Source organism: Ekhidna sp. (genome assembly GCF_965227465.1).
Classification (GTDB): domain Bacteria; phylum Bacteroidota; class Bacteroidia; order Cytophagales; family Cyclobacteriaceae; genus Ekhidna.
Map to the genome: position 1 here is coordinate 3,910,073 of NZ_OZ245746.1, position 19,082 is coordinate 3,929,154.

Below are 19,082 nucleotides of genomic sequence, written 5' to 3' on the forward strand. Positions count from 1 at the left end.
TCATCCATTTGTAACTTAGATATCGATGGTATTCAATACTTTCTTATCATCTTGGTGATTAAACCTATTTGATGCATGAAGGATGTTGTAAAATTCAGAGCCCTTGTTGGAATAGCACAGGCGGACGGGGAATTTGATAGTACTGAAAAGGAGTTTATTCGTCACTTAGCTGACTTAGAAGGAATGTCTATGACCGAGCTGAAGGAAATGCTCAAGAGTGCGGACAAAACAGGTGAATTGGTTAAGGACCTTAGTTTTGATGATAAAGTGGACATTCTCATTTATGCGGTAAAGCTTATGAAAATTGATGGCAAGGTGCTTCTCAGTGAAATTAAGTTTTGTGAGCGAGTGGCTAAATCTCTTGGGTTCGAAGAAAAGGCCATTGGCTTTTTATCGGGAATTATAGAAAGCAACCCTAACGATACACCAAATGTAGGAAGTATCAATCATCGCATGAGAAAGTATATCGTAGAGTAAACCTTTACAGTTTGTCTTTCAGATATTGCGCAGTGTAGTTGTCCTTCAGTTTTACCATATCTTCCGGAAGTCCAGCAAAGCAAACAGTACCCCCTTCTTCGCCACCCTCAGGACCTAGATCTATGATCCAGTCGGCATTTTTGATTACCTCAGTATTGTGTTCTATGATAACTACTGAATTGCCCCCATCTACTAAGGCATTTATGGCCTCTAATAGCTTCTTAATGTCATGAAAATGAAGTCCGGTGGTTGGCTCATCAAAAATGAATAAGATGTGGTCTGTGTTATTCACTTTGCTCCCTTTCGAAAGGAATGATGCCAGCTTCACACGCTGCGCTTCTCCTCCACTGAGCGAGTTTGACCCCTGCCCTAGCTTTACATATCCAAGTCCTACATCGAAAAGTGGTTGAAGTTTATTTGTAATTGCGTTGTTACCCTCAAAAAACTCAATCGCCTCTTGAACAGATAGATCTAGTACTTCTGAAATGTTTTTGTCATTGTATTTGACTTCAAGGATTTCCTTTTTAAAGCGCTTGCCCCCGCAGTTTTCACAGGTAAGGTGGAGATCAGCCATGAATTGCATTTCAATTTTTACTGTTCCCTCACCCTCGCAAACTTCGCATCGGCCCCCGTCTACATTAAATGAGAAATGGGCAGGCTTAAAATTATTCGTTTTTGAAAGAGGCTGATCAGAAAAAAGCTGTCGAATCGCATCATAGGCTTTTACATACGTTACAGGATTGGATCGTGAACTTTTTCCAATCGGGTTTTGATCAACAAACTCAACTTGTGTGATTTTTTTATAATTACCGGTGAGGTTTGTAAACTTTCCTGAGGCTTCACCAATGAGTCCGAGCTGCTTTCCAATTGCAGGATGGATGATTTTTCTAACCAAGGTTGATTTTCCTGATCCACTTACACCCGTGACAACAGTAAGAACTCCAAGCGGAACTTCTACATCTATATTTTTCAGGTTATTCTCTCTTGCACCCTCAATCATTACCGAACTTCTCCAGGGTCTTCTTCTTTCAGGAACCGGAATGGTTTCTTTGCCCTGTAAGTATTTAGAAGTGTAGGAGTTTGTCTCCCCATTCATGTCAGAAGTCTTCCCCTGAAATACGAGCTCCCCTCCAAATACACCTGCATCAGGGCCAATATCAATGATTTGATCAGCTGCTTCCATCACTTTCTCTTCATGCTCAACTACAATCACCGTGTTTCCTACGTCGCGCAGTGTTTTTAGGACTTCAATCAAACGGTCTGTGTCTCTCGGATGCAATCCAATACTTGGCTCATCGAGGATATACATCGATCCGACCAACGCACTGCCTAATGAAGTGGCAAGCTTTATTCGTTGGAACTCGCCTCCGGAAAGCGTACTGGTTAAGCGGTTGAGCGTGAGGTATCCAAGTCCTACCTGATCGAGATAAGAAAGGCGGTTCTTGATTTCTTCCAGGATTCGTTTTGCGACTTTTTCATCATGTTTGCCCAGCTTAATTGAATCGAAGAATGGTTTCAATTTTTTTACCGGCTTTAATACTAGGTCAGTAATAGAATGATCAACAATTTTCACATAGCTGGCATCCTTTCTCAGCTTAGTACCTCGGCAATCGGGACACGTAGTTTTACCTCGATAGCGAGAGAGCATCACTCGATATTGAATCTTGTGAAGCTTAGATTCTAGGTGCGAAAAGAAGGCATTCAGCCCTTCGAAATATTCGTTACCTGTCCAAAGGAGGTCGTATTCTTTTTGTGTTAATTCTGCGATTGGACGATGGATAGGGAAATCAAATCGTATTCCATCTCTTAATATAGGCTCTGCCCATTTTTTCATGGTTTCACCTTTCCACGGTGCGATCGCTCCCTCATAGACCGATAAGTTTCGATCCGGAATTACCAGATCCGGGTCAATACCCAAGACTCGTCCAAATCCTTCACATTTTCTGCATGCTCCATAAGGATTATTGAAGCTGAAAAAATTAACAGATGGCTCTTCAAAGACGATACTGTCTAGTTCAAATCGATCAGAAAATGATTTTTTTCCTTTACCAACGATGGTAATGTAACAATCACCCTCACCTTCAAAAAATGCCGTTTGTACAGAATCTGCAAGTCTAAATTGAGTGGCTTCATCATTTTGGACTACCGCTCTGTCGATCAGGATTTCAACATTCCCTTTCGGCTCTTTTTTGGTATCTAAAACATCCTGGATATAAGCCACTTCGTTTTCAATGAGCACTCGGTTATAGCCTTTGCTCATTAGTATTTGAAACTCTTTGGTTAACGTGCGTTTTTCTTTGAGCTTCAAAGGTGTTGTAATCATCAACTTAACCCCCTCATCATGTGAGAGGATATAATTGACCACATCAGTTACCGTATCTTTTTTTACTTCTTTTCCCGAGACTGGCGAAATGGTTCTCCCAATTCGGGCAAAAAGCAATTTGAGGTAGTCGTAAATCTCTGTTGTCGTTCCAACCGTAGATCTGGGATTTCGAGAAGATACTTTTTGCTCTATAGCAATTGCTGGAGCTACTCCTTTTATATAATCGACTTCCGGCTTTTCCATTCGACCCAGAAATTGACGAGCATATGAGCTTAAGCTTTCTACATACTTCCGTTGACCTTCCGCAAAAAGGGTGTCAAAAGCGAGTGAAGATTTACCAGAGCCGGACAGACCGGTTATAACCACTAGCTGGTCACGAGGTATTGCCACATCAAGGTTTTTGAGGTTATTCACCCGTGCACCTTTAATGATGATGTATTCTTTAGGATCTAATTTGTCGATTTTTCCAACCATTTTAGGGGTGTGCTTGTCTAAGAAACACTAACCAGGGAATTCGGTTTCAAAGAAGCGCAAAAATAAGGTGCTTACTTTTCCGAATTGTTTAATTTTTATATTCTTGCCACAAAATCAATTTCAAACACTAAACCCTACAATATGATATAGACCTCTACGTTAACAAACAGGTGAATTACATGAATAAGACAAGTTTGAACGATAGCGAATTGCTATCCCTCTACATTGGAGGAAACGAAGAGGCATTTGAGGAACTCCTCAATCGTCATAAGGACAGGGTGTTTACCACCATTTATTTAATCGTTAAAGACAGGTATACTGCCGAGGATCTCATGCAAGAGGTTTTTATCAAGGCAATACGTACCATCAAATCCGGCAGGTATAACGAGGAAGGAAAATTTCTTCCATGGATTCTAAGAATCGCTCATAACCTGTCCATAGACCACTTTAGAAAAGCGAAACGCTATCCGATGATCGTGATGGAGGATGGAAGCAGCGTGTTTAATACGCTTGATTTCTCAGAGTCGTCTATTGAAGAAGAACACATCAAACAAGATACCTATAACCTTCTAAAAGCATTTATCAAGGATTTACCTGACTCTCAGCGTGAGGTGCTAGTTATGCGGCACTACATGAAAATGAGTTTTCAGGAAATTGCGGATGCTACTGATGTCAGCATCAATACGGCGCTTGGAAGGATGAGGTATGCTTTGATAAACTTGAGAAAGAAATTTGAGCAAACCCAAAACGCGTATGACAAAAACCTTTACAGAAAATGATTTAGTAAGATTTCTTTACGACGAGCTAAATGAGGACGAGCGATTAGAGATTAGAGAATCGCTGAGTGCTGACATGGAACTCCGAACAAAATTGGATGAATTGCAAGAAGCAAAGTCTGCTTTGGAAGCTTTAACAGTTAAAGCTCCGAATGATGTTGTTTCTAGAATTCTTTATGCTTCTAAAAACCTTCAGTCTGCCTAATTTTAGGCAATGACGAAAAAGGAGCAATTCGAAGCGTTCGTTAAGTACTTTTCAGAGTCTTACCCACAACCGGAAACTGAACTACAGTATTCTAATCCGTTTGAGCTACTTGTTGCTGTTGTGCTGAGCGCACAATGCACTGATGCAAGGATCAATAAAGTTACACCTGCTTTGTTCAGGGATTTTCCAACTCCTGAACATATGTCGGCTAGTCACTTTGATGAATTGTTTCCTTATATCAGAAGTGTGTCTTATCCTAACAACAAGACCAAACACTTACTGGCATTAAGTAGGCGGTTAGTGGAGGAGTATAATTCAGAAATTCCTAATACTATCAAGGAGTTGACCTCACTACAGGGTGTAGGTCGGAAGACTGCTAATGTGATTGTGTCTGTTTTATACAATCAACCGGCAATGGCTGTTGATACGCATGTGTTTCGTGTTTCAAAGCGCTTAGGGCTTGTGACTCAAACGGCCAAAACCCCTCTGGAGGTAGAGAAGCAACTGGTGAGACATATTCCTGAAGAATATATCTCACGAGCTCATCACTGGTTAATTCTTCATGGGCGATATGTATGCTTAGCCAGGTCACCCAAGTGTGAAAAATGTGAGATCACGCACTTTTGTAAATACTTTGAGAAGTATTTCTAAAAGAAGATTACAAAGTTGAATTTCAATTCAAGAATCCCTTCATCAGTAAAGTCTTTATTCAAACTGGCATTGTACCTGATTGTCGGCTCGAAAGCAACATTATCACTAAAAAAAGCTGCATATCCGACTTGAAAGCCTAACCAGAGAGGGTCAGGAGTGTCAATTGTTCCTCCACCAAAGGTGTCCTGATCTTCGTTAGTGGCTCCTGTTAAATCAATTTGAATAGGTACGTTCCCGCCTGCATAATGCTTAAAACCAAGTTTATAAGTAAGGAAGTTGGTAAAATCAAGGTCCGTATATCCAAGTCCGAATTTAATCGCTGTATTATCTTGAAAGAAATATCCACCTTCTGCACCGATGGAGAAAATGGTGGTTCCGTCTGTTGAAAATAGGTTAAATCCTGTACTGGTACCATGTTTAATGGTATTTTCACCAAACGCAGATGTACCTACTTCGAACTGCCAAGTACCTACTTCTGTTTGAGAGTAGGCGGCTATTGAAATAAATGCTGTAATAATTAATAAATAGATTTTTCTCATTGTTATTAAATTCAGTTAAGTGTCGTGAAAATAAAGATTAACGATTGAAACCTAATATTCCTCGAAATAGAATTTGGAATTTATGACTTAGAGAGCATCTTTAAGGTTCAGTGAAAATTCTCTACGTACACCAATATTTTAAAACTCCTGAAGAGGGAGGATCCATACGATCGTACTACCTGGCCAAGGGGTTAGTAGAAGCTGGTCATGAGGTGACAATGATCACAGCGCATAATTCGCCATATGAGGTAAAAAAAATAGATGGGATTAAGGTGCATTATTTACCTGTTCCGTATGACAATAGTTTTACCTTTCTTAAACGAATATGGGCATTTTGGAAGTTTGTAAGACTTGCTAAAAAGGAAGCTATGGGGCTTTCTCGGCAAGACCTTGCTTATGTCATGACTACTCCATTGACGACCGGATTTATTGCTACCTATTTAAAAAAGCAGCTTAACCTATCTTACTATTTTGAGGTAGGAGATTTGTGGCCTGAGGCTCCAATCCAAATCGGGGCTATTAGAAACAAATGGGTTAAAAAATGGCTTTATGGCTTAGAGAAAAAATTCTATTTTGAGGCAGAGAAGGTAATTGCTTTATCACCGGCAATTCGCAATTACATTGAACGGGTGAGCCCAAACACGAAAGTCTACGTGATTCCCAACATGGCTGATTGTTCTTTTTTTGAGGCGGAGTATAGTGTAGGAGATTTTAGTGAAAAGAATCAATTTCAGATTACCTACTGCGGTGCGCTCGGTAAAGCAAACCATTTGGAATACTTCCTGGATGCAGCTCGTCAGTCCAGAGAAGCTCAACTGCCGGTACAGTTTAATATAATCGGCTATGGGTCCGAATTGAAACGGTTAAGGTCGTTGGCTAGGCGATTAAAAAATGTGACGTTCTATCCACATAGCAGTAAGCAATGTGTGAAAAACTTACTGGCAAAGAGCGATGCGGTTTATGTTTCCTTTAAAGACGTGAAAGTTTTAAGTACAGGAAGCCCGAACAAATTTTTTGACTCGCTGGCTGCAGGGAAATTGACGATTATCAATTTTGAAGGGTGGATAAGAAACGTAATTACTAAAAACAAATGTGGGTTTTATCATAATCCATACTCAACAACTGCCTTTGTGAGAAAACTCAAGGTATTCTTAGCATCTCCTGAACTGCTGGCCAAGTATCAACGTAATGGACGAAAGCTTGCAGAGCTTTATTATGATAAAGACAAGCAAATAACCAAGCTTCTAAAGATCTTGAATAACGAATACAAGTTTGAGGTGACTGACTCTGAGGTCTATATTTTGACTGCTTGATTGCCTCACTACAGCGCTAGATCTAGCTCATTTTTTATGTCATTTGGTAGAAGGAAAATCTTCTTTAACCTTTTGATATATTCTTCGAAAGGTTAGTTCGCTGAAGGCTTATATCCTGATTGATTGAAAATTTTGTTTGCATCTGATTCACTCATGATTTGCTGAACCGTAGCTCCTGATCGCTCAGCATACGCCTTTACAATTTCCCATCCCAACCATCTTCCTATCCTTCCTGGACATTTATCACCAATCTCATAGACATTTGGTCTTTCACCGAGAAATTTTTGTTTGATCGTATGATTGGTTTCGTAAAGCAGCTCATTTTCTACAAAGTTGGCCCAAATGATCGCGTCATTTTTAAAGATATCAACCCATTCTTCTTCCGAATATCCAATTAATATATGTTCTTCCGTACATGGAAGAATTTTACTAAGCAAGTAGTACGACTTTCCGTAATCAATCATTTCATTGAGCATCGCATCACCCCTGCTTGTGGAGATATACTGACTGGATATAAATTGTAAAATGCTGGCAGCCAAGTGTTCTGTTGTATATCGCTCCAGTATGTAGTTAGGGATTTGCTGAGGCTTGTAAGTAGCATTTGGTCCAATAAAAAAGTCCATTCCAATCATTATGTGTTCATTTGAAATGAATAAGTCATTGTATAGTCCGGTAACACATGTCTGCACGAATGGAGATGGGGCTTGGGGATAATAAGCTTTTAGTCGACCTAAACCAGACTCAAGCGTTTCGACTACTTCATCAAAGTTTTTGAATGCATCCAACGACTCCTGATAAAGCGTGTCAATCGATGGGTTTTGTATCAAACCGAACATTCTGTTAGCCAGGATCGAATCTGCTGGATATTGGTCCGAGTGAAGAAAAAACTGAGCAAAATCCGGATGGATTTTTAGAAAGTCTTCCACCTCAGCAACTGACTCGCTCTGGAAAAGCTGTTGTTCAAGCCTTTCGACCCTTAAAACGACTGTTTCAGGTTCTACAGATTCTCTGCATTGTTGGTTTGCGCATGAAGCTAAGAAAACAATACAAATCATTAGGAGTACTACACGCATACTATCTATTTTTGACCACAAATTTAGAAGTATCAACGACACATGAAGAAGTTTCTTTTCTTACTCTTAATAATAGTTTCCTTTAGTTCAATGGCTCAAGTGAAGTTAGGTCTGAAGTTGGCACCTGTAGTGTCGGCTAATAGAGCTAAAAACGATGCTCAAACCATTGAAAATGACGGATCACAAATGAAGTTTTCCATCGGTCTTATTGCCGATCAATCATTCTCTGATACTTATTATTTGAGTACAGGACTGGTTTACTTACCGAAGCGTGCAGCTTTTAGGTCAGCGGATAATACAATTGAAGAAGAGTACAAACTCCAGTATTTACAAATACCAGCTACTTTGAAACTCTTTACCAATGAAATAGCTCCAGACCTTAAGCCTTTTATTCAGATTGGTACCGGTTTGGAAATAAAGGTGTTTGATGAGCCGGAAGACCCATCTTATGTGACTGTGGAAAAGTTCAACCCGATTGATGTACCGGTGATACTAGGGGCAGGGGTTGAATACCGAGCAGGTATTAACACGACTATTTTTGGCGGCTTCTCTTATCAGCGAGGACTAATCAATGCAGTAAATGAGGCAGCTACAGGGTTCGAAGATTTACAAATTAGAAACACAGTTTTCTCTATTGATTTAGGAGTGAAGTTTTAAACCGGATGAAAAGGTATCAAAAGATCACTCTAGTCCTCCTGATTCTTTTTTTTATAGGAGTGGCAAATAGGTCTGAAAAAGACATTCACCAAATATCCGTAGAAGTTTCAGAGGCACTTTGGAATGATGAAGCCGGACCTGATCTGATAAAACTAGAAGAACTAGGGGTTCAAAACTTGTTGGTTATTGAGGATGGAATAAAAAGCCAGATTGAGCCTGGTAGGTTTGAAAAATACCTTGATAACAGATTTTCAACAGGATTTAAATCTCAGAACCATTCGCTAAAAACCGGACAGATCTTCAGTTTTTGGGGAAAGACGACTGGTGAGTTTAGCTATAATAATGATGAGAAAGGTGTAATGAAGATAAAAGCCTGGAGAATATTCAAAGAGTGGAATATTTCTTCAGTTGAAATAGAATTTTAAGTCTTCTGCTTCCAAGATTACTTATCTAAGTATTTGCAAATCAATAACCTAAGAATATTCGATATCCATCGAAATCATGGCGATTGATGAGGGTCTGTCATTTTTTATTTTTATCTTGATAAACTAACACATCCACTCACGCTTATGAAATCTCTACTTACGCTCTCCTGCGCTCTTGTACTAATTTTCAATTTGCAAGCACAAAACATTTGGATTGCTGACAATCGGCCAACAGCTCCAACAGGGGCACACATTTTTGCAAATGTGACTGATGCAATCGCTGCAGCCAGCCCTGGCGATATTATACATGTGATACCCAGCCAGTTTACCTATCCAAACTTTACAGTTACGAAAGATAGCCTGACTTTCTTTGGTATCGGGTACAATCCGAACAAAGAGCAGCCGAGTGTAACATCGGTTAATACAGTTACAATCGATTTAGGAACCTTCGGAACGAGGTTGTCTGGAATAAATATTACCAGTTTAAATATTGGTACAAGCGGAACTGGTTCTCTGGGGAACATTTTCATTGAAAATGCCCGGATTGATCAAATAGAAGGAAGTTTTTGTTGTGGCCAGACGACAGTGAGTAGTATAATAATAAGAAATTGTATCATAGGACTTAACCTTACAAGCACGACCCATGCTATCAATTTAAGAGATACGTATGTCAGTAGCACATCAGTAGTTATTACCAACAATATCATTATGGCATCATCGACCACATCTAGTGGGGGTTATGGATCTGTTAGCGTTACAGATGCCATCATAAAAAACAATTTATTCTTAGGAGATGGAGTGGCCGATGTATTTGCCTTTAATGATGTACAAACAAGCACTATCTCAAATAATATCTTCCTGGGATCACAACCCATAACAGATGCAACTGCGGGCGATGTTACAAACTGTACGTTTAACAACAACATTACTTTTGGAGCAAGTACCAATTCCCTGCCAACCGGTAATGGTAACACAGCTTCGGCCAATCAGGAAGGTGTTGATCCGGTTTTAGTTAATGTTCCAATTGTTGAGGATTGGGACTTTACTTATGACCCAAGCCCTGATACAGGATCGCCTGCAATAGGAGCAGGAAATGATGGTAATGACATTGGGGTGACCGGTGGAACTATTCCCTACAGCTCAACAGGATCACCACTTCCAGTGATACAAGTATTAAGGCTTCCTGAGATTATACAAGAAGGCACAGATACGAATGCCGACATTGAAGCTGAAGGTAATTAATAGGGCACTCTGATGAGATGGTCTAATTACCTTACGAAGCTACTTTTAGCAAGTGGGATGCTGATTGCATCACACATGATTTACGCCCAAGATACATTGGAGATATTCGACATGGAATATTTCTTTGATGTAGATCCGGGGTTTGGAAGCGCCACTGCAATAACAATTACACCTTCAGACTCCATTGTAACACTTACCGAGTTACTCTCTACTTCAGGTTTGACAACTGGATTCCACACATTGGGTGTTAGAGCGCGAAATGTTCCTTTCAGCCCTGAATATAATGTTCTAGATACCGGCTCTCAAATAATAGAACCTTATTTGTACATCGATCCAGCCTTGCGCTCCGCAGGGCAATGGGGAATGACAGAGACCCGATTGGTGTTTGTTGATCAGTCGGATGCAGGAACAATCGTAAATGTGGATCAGATCGAGTATTTCTTTGACGTAGATCCGGGAGTTGGAAGTGCTTCTCAGGTTACGGCTTTTACTGCTGGCAACAGCATAACAATTGCTGAATCACTCAATTCAGATACTTTATCGTTCGGGTTTCACCTACTAGGCATGCGAGCAAGAGCAGTTGGAGGGGCCTGGGGAACTACCGAAACGCGCTTGATTTTTGTAGATAAATCTGATGCTGGCGGCATCATAAATGTAGATCAAATTGAATATTTCTTTGACGCAGATCCTGGGGTTGGGAGCGCTTCGCAGGTTACTTCATTTACTGCAACAAACAGTGTGTCTATTGTAGAGTCACTAAATACAGACACGCTTTCGTTTGGATTCCATACACTGGGTATGAGGGCAAGGTCTGAAGGAGGGGCCTGGGGAACCACAGAAACGCGGTTGATTTTTGTTGATAAAACACAAGGGGTCGTAAATGTAGATCAAATTGAATACTTCTTTGATGCTGATCCTGGTGTGGGTGCTGCTACATTACTACCTTCATTCACAGCAGCTAATTCCGTTACGCTTATGGATTCATTGAATTCCAGTGGGCTATCAGTTGGATTTCACGTGCTCGGCATGCGTGCAAGGGCAGAAGGAGGTTCCTGGGGGACGACTGAAACACGATTGGTTTATGTGGACCAGAGTCAGTTGTTAAGCAATATTATCGAACTAGAGTATTTCTTTAGGAACGACCCGGGTGTTGGGAATGCAACTAATATAGTAGTGGGAACTCCGGGGCTTTCCATAATGGAAGAAATTGTCTTATCTACAGATACATTGGCACTTGGTTCTAATACCGTCAATGTAAGAGCCAAAAACCAAGATGGAAATTGGGGATTGACAGAATCAAGAGCTATTGAAATAGTGAATGTAGGTCCGCCGATATTGTCTAGTACTCAATCCTCACCCACCAACCTTGCAGCAATTGACTTAACGGTAACTTTTGAAGAGGCTGTTGGATCTTTTGATGAAACAGATATAGAAGTGTCTGCTGGAGGCGCTGTGCAGCCATTGTCATTTACCACAGTTAATGACTCTACATATACACTTACACTTGATTTGTCAATTGAGGGTACTATCACCGTAGATATAGCTGACAGTGCGGCCTTCGCCATTGATGACAGCTCTCCTACGCCACCAGCTGAAACTTTTGAGATTGTCTTTGACATAACTCCACCTGTAGTTACCGTAGATTCACTTACAACATCTGATCCAAGTCCTGCTTTAAGTGGGACGGTAGATAATGATTCCACAGCAATTGAAATCACGGTAAACGGAGAAACAGTTGTAGCATCTTCTGTATCTGGAGGTATATGGAATTTGAATGCTGGGGTACTCACACCATTAGCAAATGGTATTTATGATGTAATTGTTACAGCTACCGACTCTGCTGGTAATATTGGGGTAGACGTCTCTGTAAATGAATTAACGGTTAGTTATCCTGTTCCTTCAGCTCCAATAATATCAAGTATAGAAAGCCTCCCAACTAATTCGGCTTCAATAGGAATTGATATAGATTTTGGAGAAGCGGTATTTGCCTTTGATGAAACAGATATCTCCGTCTCAGCAGGGGGAGCTATTCAACCGCTTTCATTCACCACAATAGACGATTCCACATATAGTGCCATTATTGATCTTTCCGTAGAAGGAAATATAAATGTCAGTATCCCGGATAGCGCGGCGTTTACTATAGCTGATACATTGGCAACCCTGGCATCAACAAATTTTGTTATTCAATATGATGTTACTGATCCAATCGTAACGGTTGATGATCTATCAACACCCTTATCTAGCCCGCCATTAAGCGGAACGGTGAGTGAGGACACTACTGCAGTTTCAATTACAGTAGATGGATCTACCTATCCAGCAACCTCTGTTGTGGGAGGGATTTGGTTGCTGAGTGCGGGCGTGATAACGCCACCATTGCAGAATGGTATTTACGACATCATGGTAACAGCAGTGGATTCTGCAGGTAATGTGGGAATGGACGCAACGACAAATGAATTGATTGTAGGAGGAGGATCATTTGAGGCTTTTCCAGCAACAGGAGTCACTTCCACTTCATTTATTGCAAGTTGGAGCCCTGCAGCAGACTTGTTGAATTATGAGCTGGATGTATCTACAGCAAGTGATTTTTCTTCTTTTGTTTCTGGCTATGATAGCCTTGTTACGAATAGCAATATTGTGACTGTAAGTGACCTTGACTTTTCTACGAATTACTACTACAGAGTTCGTGTTCGAAACACGTCAAGTGTTCTAGAAGCCAATTCAAATGTTATTGCACTAAAGACAGGAGTAGACTCTGTTACAATTTCCGATTCTACTGCATTGGTACAGATGTATACTGCATTGGACGGGCCGAACTGGAGTACGCCTGTTAATTGGGAAACTGCCCGATTAAGAGATTGGGATGGTGTAACGCTTGATGGCACCAAAACACGCGTAGATCAGGTTGATATTAATGGACAAGGAGCGTCAGGTCAAATGCCTAATCCTTTTACCGGGGATGCAGTTGGGGGGCTAGGTGCCATGACTTTGATGAATTTGCATAACAATCAAATTCAAAGTCTAATGGATTTTAGTGGGACAGCTATTTCCGATCTAGACGTTTCAACAAATGAGTTAGAATTTGACGATTTGGAACCATTGGTTGGAATAGCCACGCTGACTTATGCACCTCAGGCAGACTTATTTTTTGATGAAGACACGGGTGGTGATCCAATAAAACATCCACATTTATCCGATACATCTTTAACAGTAACTACCGGAGGATCTACGAACACTTACACATTTTTCAGAAACGCTAATGCCATTGCGCAAGGGGCGGGTTTCAATATTGTGGATTCAACATTTACCATTGTCGCAATTGATTTCGATAACATGGGAGAGTTTAATGGTGAAGTAACAAACGCTCAACTCCCGGATTTAACATTGCAAGTACTTCCACAGACGGTATTAGCTATTGCTGATTTATCTATGACAATTACAGACGAAAGTGATGTATTACTTACAGACCCTGTATCAGGATACTTACTCGAAGCAGTGAGAAGGCAACAAGGGTTTGACACACTTGAATTGGTAGTAGATGCCGCAAGCACATTTACATTTCCAGATGTAGTGCTTGGTGATTATTTATGCGGTATTGACCCAAGCAATAAAGACTTATTTATCCCTACCTATTTTGGAGATGCATTTGAATGGACTTTTGCTGATACATTGCTATTCAGAGAAGCGGTAACCGTTCAGGTAATAATGACCTCAGTCCCAGGAGCTACAGAAGGGCCCGGTGTGTTGGATGTTCTTATAGAGGAAGATTTTCCTGAACCAGGAAGCAGAATAGATGCCAGAAGAAGAGCAGCCAAAAGAAAGTGCGGACTAAGAAGGAAACGATCAGGAGGAAGAACCGGGCAAGATGATGATGAGTTTGAATTAATAGCTTACGGAGAAACTGATGAAAATGGAGAATTTAAATTTGGCTTCCTTCCGGAAGGCACTTACCGTTTCTTTGTGGAGTATCCGGGAATTCCATTGGATGAATCATCTACCGTGGAATTTATAGTCGGCGAGGAAGGCATTAGTGATACGGAGTTTAAACTCGAGGCTTTCGTCGATGAGGATGGTATTGAAGTGACTATTGATCGTGTTCTGGGACTTATTTTGACATACTTCAAAGACCTGGAGGTTTATCCAAATCCAGCAAGTGAGTTAGTAAGAGTCAAGTACAGGCACTTAAAATCTTCAAGTGTTTCTGCACAATTAGTCGATCTTACCGGTAATACTTATTGGACGACCAAATTTGAAAACGGATTTGACGGAGAGAAAGAAATCGATATTTCCGATTTTTCCGAAGGCATTTACCTGCTTCACATTTTTGATGAAACAGATAGAAACGGAAGTGTTGTTACCTACAGAATAATTGTAAAACGGTAAATTCTAATAGGATAACAACTTTTTGACTTTCTCTTCTAATCTGGAATTTGCCAGAAAATTTCGCTCAAGGTCTGCCGCAAAAGGAACGGGTGTGTCCAGGCTGGCCTCCCTCATTACAGGGGCATCCAGTGATTCAAACCAATGTTCTGATATCCATGCGGATATTTCTGCACCTATTCCTCCAGTAAGGCAATCTTCGTGAAGGACAATGACTCTTCCGGTTTTTTGGACAGATTCACGGACCGCTTCTTTGTCCCATGGAAGCAGCGTTCTTAGATCAATTATTTCAATAGAAGCATTCAATGAATCAGCTAATTGATTGGCCCAGTGTACGCCCATGCCATAAGTGATTATAGATGCGTTAGTTCCTTCTTTGTTTACTACAGCCTTGCCTACCTCTGTCGTATAATAGGCATCCGGCACATGACCAGATAAAGATCGATAAAGCGCTTTATGCTCAAAATATAGATAGGGGTTTGGATCAGCTATCGCAGCTGCCAGCAGCCCTTTGGCATCATGTGGATTTGAAGGATAAACAATTTTCAATCCCGGAGTATGAAAAAACCAGGCTTCATTGGATTGCGAGTGGAAAGGTCCGGCTCCTACACCAGCGCCTGTTGGCATCCGCACCACTACATCTGCATTTTGCCCCCATCGATAGTGGATCTTAGCGAGGTTATTTACAATCTGGTTGAACCCCTCTGTCACAAAATCAGCAAACTGCATTTCGACTACTGCTTTCATTCCGGCTATACTTAAGCCAAGTGCTGTCCCTACGATCGCTGCTTCACACAATGGAGTATTACGAATGCGTTCTTTGCCGAATTGCTCCATGAACCCTTCGGTGATTTTAAAAACACCACCATAATCGGCGATATCTTGTCCCATCACAACCAGTTCATCATGCTTTTCAAGGGATTGCTTTAATCCATCGGATATTGCATCGACAAAACGTTTTTCGCTTTCCTTTCCTTTTGGAGCAACAATTTCTTGGTTGTAAGGAAAATAGACATTGGATAATTCAGCCTCAGTATTTGCTGCAATGGTTTCTTCGGCAAATGCTTCCTTTACTGCATCACCTATTTCTTTTTGTATGCCTTTTCGTATCTCTGAGATTTCGTCATTGGAGGCAACCTTTTCTTTTATCAAATAGCTTTCAAATGCTTTGACAGGATCTTTTTTTGCCCATTTTTCCATCAGCTCCTTTGGAACGTATTTGGTGCCAGAGGCTTCCTCATGCCCTCTCATTCGGAAGGTTTTTGCCTCAAAAATGATGGGTCTTGGATTTTTTCTTAAATCCTCTACTAATGGTTCCAGTTCATTAAGCACTTCTAAGATGGAGTTGCCCTCTACGCTATAGGCTTCCATGCCGTAAGCAGGACCTTTGACTACAAATGAGTCAAAATTGAATTGTTCCCGACTTGGAGTGGAGAGTCCATATCCATTGTTTTCAATAACAAAAACCACAGGTAATTTCCAGACAGAAGCCACATTAACTGCTTCATGAAAATCTCCTTCACTCGTACCTCCATCACCTGTAAATACCAGGCTGACCTTTTCTTCTTTTTTCAGAAGATGAGAAAGGGCGATTCCATCAGCAATACCAAGTTGTGGGCCGAGATGAGAGATCATTCCCACAATATTGTAGTCCTGGGTTCCGAAATGGAAGCTTCGGTCACGCCCCTTTGTGAAACCATTAAGCTTACCCTGGAACTGGGAGAAAAGTCTCTCAAAAGGGACACCTCGAGTGGTAAACACACCCAGGTTTCTATGCATAGGCAGGATGTACTCTTCCTTTTCTAGTGCCAGCGCTGCACCCACAGAGATCGCCTCCTGACCGATTCCGGAAAACCACTTGCTGATTTTACCCTGCCGGAGCAGGATCAACATTTTTTCTTCAATCAATCGTGGAGTTACTAGGGCTTCATGTATCGCAAGAAGTTCCTCGTCAGTTCGGTCTTTTCGGTCGAATTTCATTGTAGTGTAGAATCTAGATGCGAAATAAGTGCATCATGCCCAAACCTTCAGTCCTTCTGTGCAGTTTTTACAAATTTCTATTTCAGACCGGGAATGCAAAAGCGCATTCCTAAAGTTTTGATAAGAACTGGAGGACCATATTTTATTAAAACTTTCATCCGCAACATTGCCCATGCTATGAGAGGCATCCTTATCAAAACAACAAGGAATTACTTGCCCATCCCAGGTGATTACACATGATTGCCACATCTTCCAGCACTTATTGTCTAGTTGATTCTTTATGGAATATGTTCCATCTCCGTTCCGGCGATATCTCGAATATTTGTCGATGGTGGGAATAAGCTCACTTCCATTATGATAGTCGTAAATCTGGGCAGTTTTGAATGCAACTTTATCAACTCCATATTCTTTGGCTAGTCGTTTGATTTTTGGAATTTCATGCTCGTTAGGTTGTACTACCAAAAATTGCCATACGATTTTAGGAGATTTTGACTTCAGTTTTTTTCTCCACTTCAGAATGTTTTTAGTTCCTTCAAGTACTTTGGTGAGATCCCCTTCTTTTCTATAAGATTCATAAGTTTCCTGTGATGCACCGTCAATGGAAATGATTAACCTATTCAATCCGGACTCTACGGTTTTTCGAGCATTTTCTTCATCTAGAAAATGAGCGTTGGTAGAAGTGGTAGTGTAAACCTTGTATCCTGAGGCGATATTGACCATATCTAGAAACTGAGGGTTTAGGTAAGGCTCTCCCTGGAAATAAAAGGTGAGATAGAGGAGGTTATCGCTTACCTCTCGCATAATCTTCTCAAACAGACCAACATCAAGCTTTCCAGTTGGGCGGGTAAATGACCTCAAACCACTCGGGCATTCGGGACATCTGAGGTTGCAGGCGGTAGTAGGTTCAATCGCCATGCTAATTGGTAATCCGACAATAGTAGACTTACCTCTTTTTTTTGAGTAGTGATAGCTTCTCCAAACCCTCCAGGCGTTGGATATTCTTTTTGGCGTTAGTTTTGATGCCAGCGAGATGCTATCGTGCAGATTGATCAACATTAGATAAACAAAGTAAACACTAGAATCATGAGATTCGTATTTCTGAGCTTCCTTATTTCATTTTCAACGCTGGTAAGTGCCCAATTTAAATTATCAGAAGAGGCAGAGATAGCAATAATTACCGTAGGACCCTATCAAGGGGAGGTATGGTCTGCTTTCGGACACAGTGGCATTCGAATTACTGATCCCAAAAGCCGTATTGATTGGTTTTACAACTATGGCTTGTATGATTTTGAGCAGGAAAACTTCTTTTTGAATTTTGCACAAGGGCTATTAAAGTATAGGGTTGGAGTCACAAAGTATGACCGGGTATATCGATTTTATAAAAGTCAGAATCGATTTATCAAAGAGCAGTATCTGAACCTGACTTTGGAGGAAAAACAGGTATTTTTTGATTTTCTTCAAAATAATGTAAAACCTGAGAATGCGGAGTATCTCTACAATTATGTGTATGACAACTGTGCTACCAAAATAAGAGATATCCCAGAGGAGCTTTTTGTTGGCAGAATAAGGTTTGATTCAAGCTATAAAGAAGAGGGTAAGACCATCAGAGACCTGATGGATGATTATTTGGATTATCAACCCTGGGGAGACTTTGCCATTGATTTGGGTTTGGGGATGCAGATAGATGAGGAGGCTCCAGCCTATCAATACATGTTTCTACCGGACTATGTTCATAAGGCGTTTGCTGGAGCAACGATCGAAAGAGACGGTAGAACCTCTCCATTAGTGGAGCGAGAGGTAAAGAGCTTTACACCTGAAGAGGAGTTGTTCGATAATGGATTGCTTACCCCTTTCAACGTATTCGTAATGCTTTTTTTCATCGTTGGCCTTATCACTCATCGAAATCTAAAGTCTGGAAAACGAACAAAATGGGTAGATACACTTTTGTTTTCAATCGTTGGGTTTGCTGGCTGGTGGGTAGTCTTCTTATGGTTTGGGACTGAGCATCTTTCTAAGTATAACCTCAACATTCTTTGGGCGATACCTTTTCACTTCCCTTTGGCGTTTTTTATCGCAAAAGAGAAATATAGAAAATTCTTCAGGCGCTATTTTAAGATTACAGCCTATTGGTACTGTTTGCTGTTGATTATCTGGATGCTCTTACCTCAACCATTGCATCAATCCCTCGTTCCTTTGGTATTAACGATGGTTCTGAGAAGTTTTTATATAGGGTATGATTTGAGAGGAAATGCTACCAAGCTTACGGTTAAGAAGAAAAGTTAGTTCTCTACTTTCACTCCTTTCCAAAAGGCTACATGGCCTTTGATATTTTTGGCTAGCTCACTTGTTTCCGGATAGTACCAGGCCGCATCTTTATTCTCCTCCCCATTTACTTCTACTGAGTAATAACTAGCGGTTCCCTTCCATGGGCAAACAGAATGGGTGTCTGTTTGCTTGAAATATTCTTTTTTGATTGATGATTGAGGAAAGTAATGATTTCCTTCAACTACGACTGTATCTACACTTTCTGCGATTACTTCGCCATTCCAAATTGCTTTCATAATTATTCT

At 40.8% G+C, this 19,082-nt stretch carries 16 protein-coding genes; 10 read left to right on the forward strand and 6 right to left on the reverse strand.

Going from position 1 to position 19,082, the window contains the following annotated elements; genetic code table 11:
• The first annotated feature begins 75 nt into the window (after positions 1-75).
• On the forward strand, positions 76-477 hold the full coding sequence (locus ACO05G_RS17220) for a hypothetical protein (protein WP_421763857.1): 402 nt from the start codon (positions 76-78) through the stop codon (positions 475-477).
• 4 nt (positions 478-481) lie between these two features.
• Here the strand turns inward: ACO05G_RS17220 and uvrA are convergent, their stop codons facing one another.
• A complete protein-coding gene (gene uvrA / locus ACO05G_RS17225) occupies positions 482-3,274 on the reverse strand; it encodes an excinuclease ABC subunit UvrA (protein ID WP_421763858.1) in 2,793 nt (930 codons plus the stop codon).
• Positions 3,275-3,453: 179 nt separating this feature from the next.
• On the opposite strand from uvrA, the gene ACO05G_RS17230 reads away from it, so the two are divergent.
• From ACO05G_RS17230 to nth, 3 genes are read left to right on the forward strand one after another with little or no spacing between them, the layout of a single operon-like run.
• On the forward strand, positions 3,454-4,053 hold the full coding sequence (locus ACO05G_RS17230) for an RNA polymerase sigma factor (protein WP_348283147.1): 600 nt from the start codon (positions 3,454-3,456) through the stop codon (positions 4,051-4,053).
• On the forward strand, positions 4,028-4,255 hold the full coding sequence (locus tag ACO05G_RS17235; protein WP_348283148.1) for a hypothetical protein: 228 nt from the start codon (positions 4,028-4,030) through the stop codon (positions 4,253-4,255). Before ACO05G_RS17230 ends, ACO05G_RS17235 begins: the two co-directional genes overlap by 26 nt.
• Positions 4,256-4,264: 9 nt before the next feature.
• On the forward strand, positions 4,265-4,906 hold the full coding sequence (gene nth, locus ACO05G_RS17240) for an endonuclease III (RefSeq protein WP_421763859.1): 642 nt from the start codon (positions 4,265-4,267) through the stop codon (positions 4,904-4,906).
• Here nth and ACO05G_RS17245 read toward each other — a convergent pair.
• A complete protein-coding gene (locus tag ACO05G_RS17245; RefSeq protein WP_421763860.1) occupies positions 4,903-5,445 on the reverse strand; it encodes a hypothetical protein in 543 nt (180 codons plus the stop codon). The two genes, nth and ACO05G_RS17245, sit on opposite strands and share 4 nt — an antisense overlap.
• A 110-nt stretch (positions 5,446-5,555) precedes the next feature.
• Here ACO05G_RS17245 and ACO05G_RS17250 point away from each other — a divergent pair, with 110 nt between their 5' ends.
• On the forward strand, positions 5,556-6,758 hold the full coding sequence (locus tag ACO05G_RS17250; protein WP_421763861.1) for a glycosyltransferase family 4 protein: 1,203 nt from the start codon (positions 5,556-5,558) through the stop codon (positions 6,756-6,758).
• 92 nt (positions 6,759-6,850) lie between these two features.
• Here ACO05G_RS17250 and ACO05G_RS17255 read toward each other — a convergent pair whose 3' ends face one another.
• Entirely contained in the window at positions 6,851-7,831 is a 981-nt protein-coding gene (locus ACO05G_RS17255; protein ID WP_421763862.1) for a gliding motility lipoprotein GldB, read from the reverse strand.
• 42 nt (positions 7,832-7,873) lie between these two features.
• On the opposite strand from ACO05G_RS17255, the gene ACO05G_RS17260 reads away from it, so the two are divergent.
• From ACO05G_RS17260 to ACO05G_RS17275, 4 genes are all read left to right on the forward strand, one after another.
• Positions 7,874-8,488, forward strand: coding sequence for a porin family protein (locus tag ACO05G_RS17260; protein ID WP_421763863.1), 615 nt, complete (start codon positions 7,874-7,876; stop codon positions 8,486-8,488).
• 5 nt (positions 8,489-8,493) lie between these two features.
• A complete protein-coding gene (locus tag ACO05G_RS17265) occupies positions 8,494-8,913 on the forward strand; it encodes a hypothetical protein (protein WP_421763864.1) in 420 nt (139 codons plus the stop codon).
• 144 nt (positions 8,914-9,057) lie between these two features.
• The gene (locus ACO05G_RS17270; RefSeq protein WP_421763865.1) at positions 9,058-10,155 is read left to right on the forward strand and encodes a hypothetical protein; all 1,098 of its coding nucleotides are present in this window, start codon (positions 9,058-9,060) and stop codon (positions 10,153-10,155) included.
• Between the two features lie 12 nt (positions 10,156-10,167).
• Positions 10,168-14,535, forward strand: a complete 4,368-nt coding sequence (locus ACO05G_RS17275; protein WP_421763866.1) for an Ig-like domain-containing protein — start codon at positions 10,168-10,170, stop codon at positions 14,533-14,535.
• A 3-nt stretch (positions 14,536-14,538) separates the two neighbouring features.
• Here the strand turns inward: ACO05G_RS17275 and ACO05G_RS17280 are convergent, their stop codons facing one another.
• Positions 14,539-16,512 (reverse strand): alpha-ketoacid dehydrogenase subunit alpha/beta, encoded by a 1,974-nt coding sequence (locus tag ACO05G_RS17280; RefSeq protein ID WP_421763867.1) that lies wholly within the window; start codon positions 16,510-16,512, stop codon positions 14,539-14,541.
• Positions 16,513-16,545: 33 nt separating this feature from the next.
• Positions 16,546-17,568, reverse strand: coding sequence for a radical SAM/SPASM domain-containing protein (locus ACO05G_RS17285; protein WP_421763868.1), 1,023 nt, complete (start codon positions 17,566-17,568; stop codon positions 16,546-16,548).
• A gap of 27 nt (positions 17,569-17,595) precedes the next feature.
• Between ACO05G_RS17285 and ACO05G_RS17290 the strand changes: the two genes are divergently transcribed.
• Complete coding sequence (locus ACO05G_RS17290) at positions 17,596-18,795, forward strand: DUF4105 domain-containing protein (RefSeq protein ID WP_421763869.1); 1,200 nt, start codon at positions 17,596-17,598, stop codon at positions 18,793-18,795.
• Here ACO05G_RS17290 and ACO05G_RS17295 read toward each other — a convergent pair.
• Positions 18,792-19,073: a DUF427 domain-containing protein gene (locus tag ACO05G_RS17295; RefSeq protein WP_421763870.1), complete on the reverse strand. Its 282-nt coding sequence runs from the start codon at positions 19,071-19,073 to the stop codon at positions 18,792-18,794. The genes ACO05G_RS17290 and ACO05G_RS17295 overlap by 4 nt on opposite strands.
• Positions 19,074-19,082 lie beyond the last annotated feature (9 nt).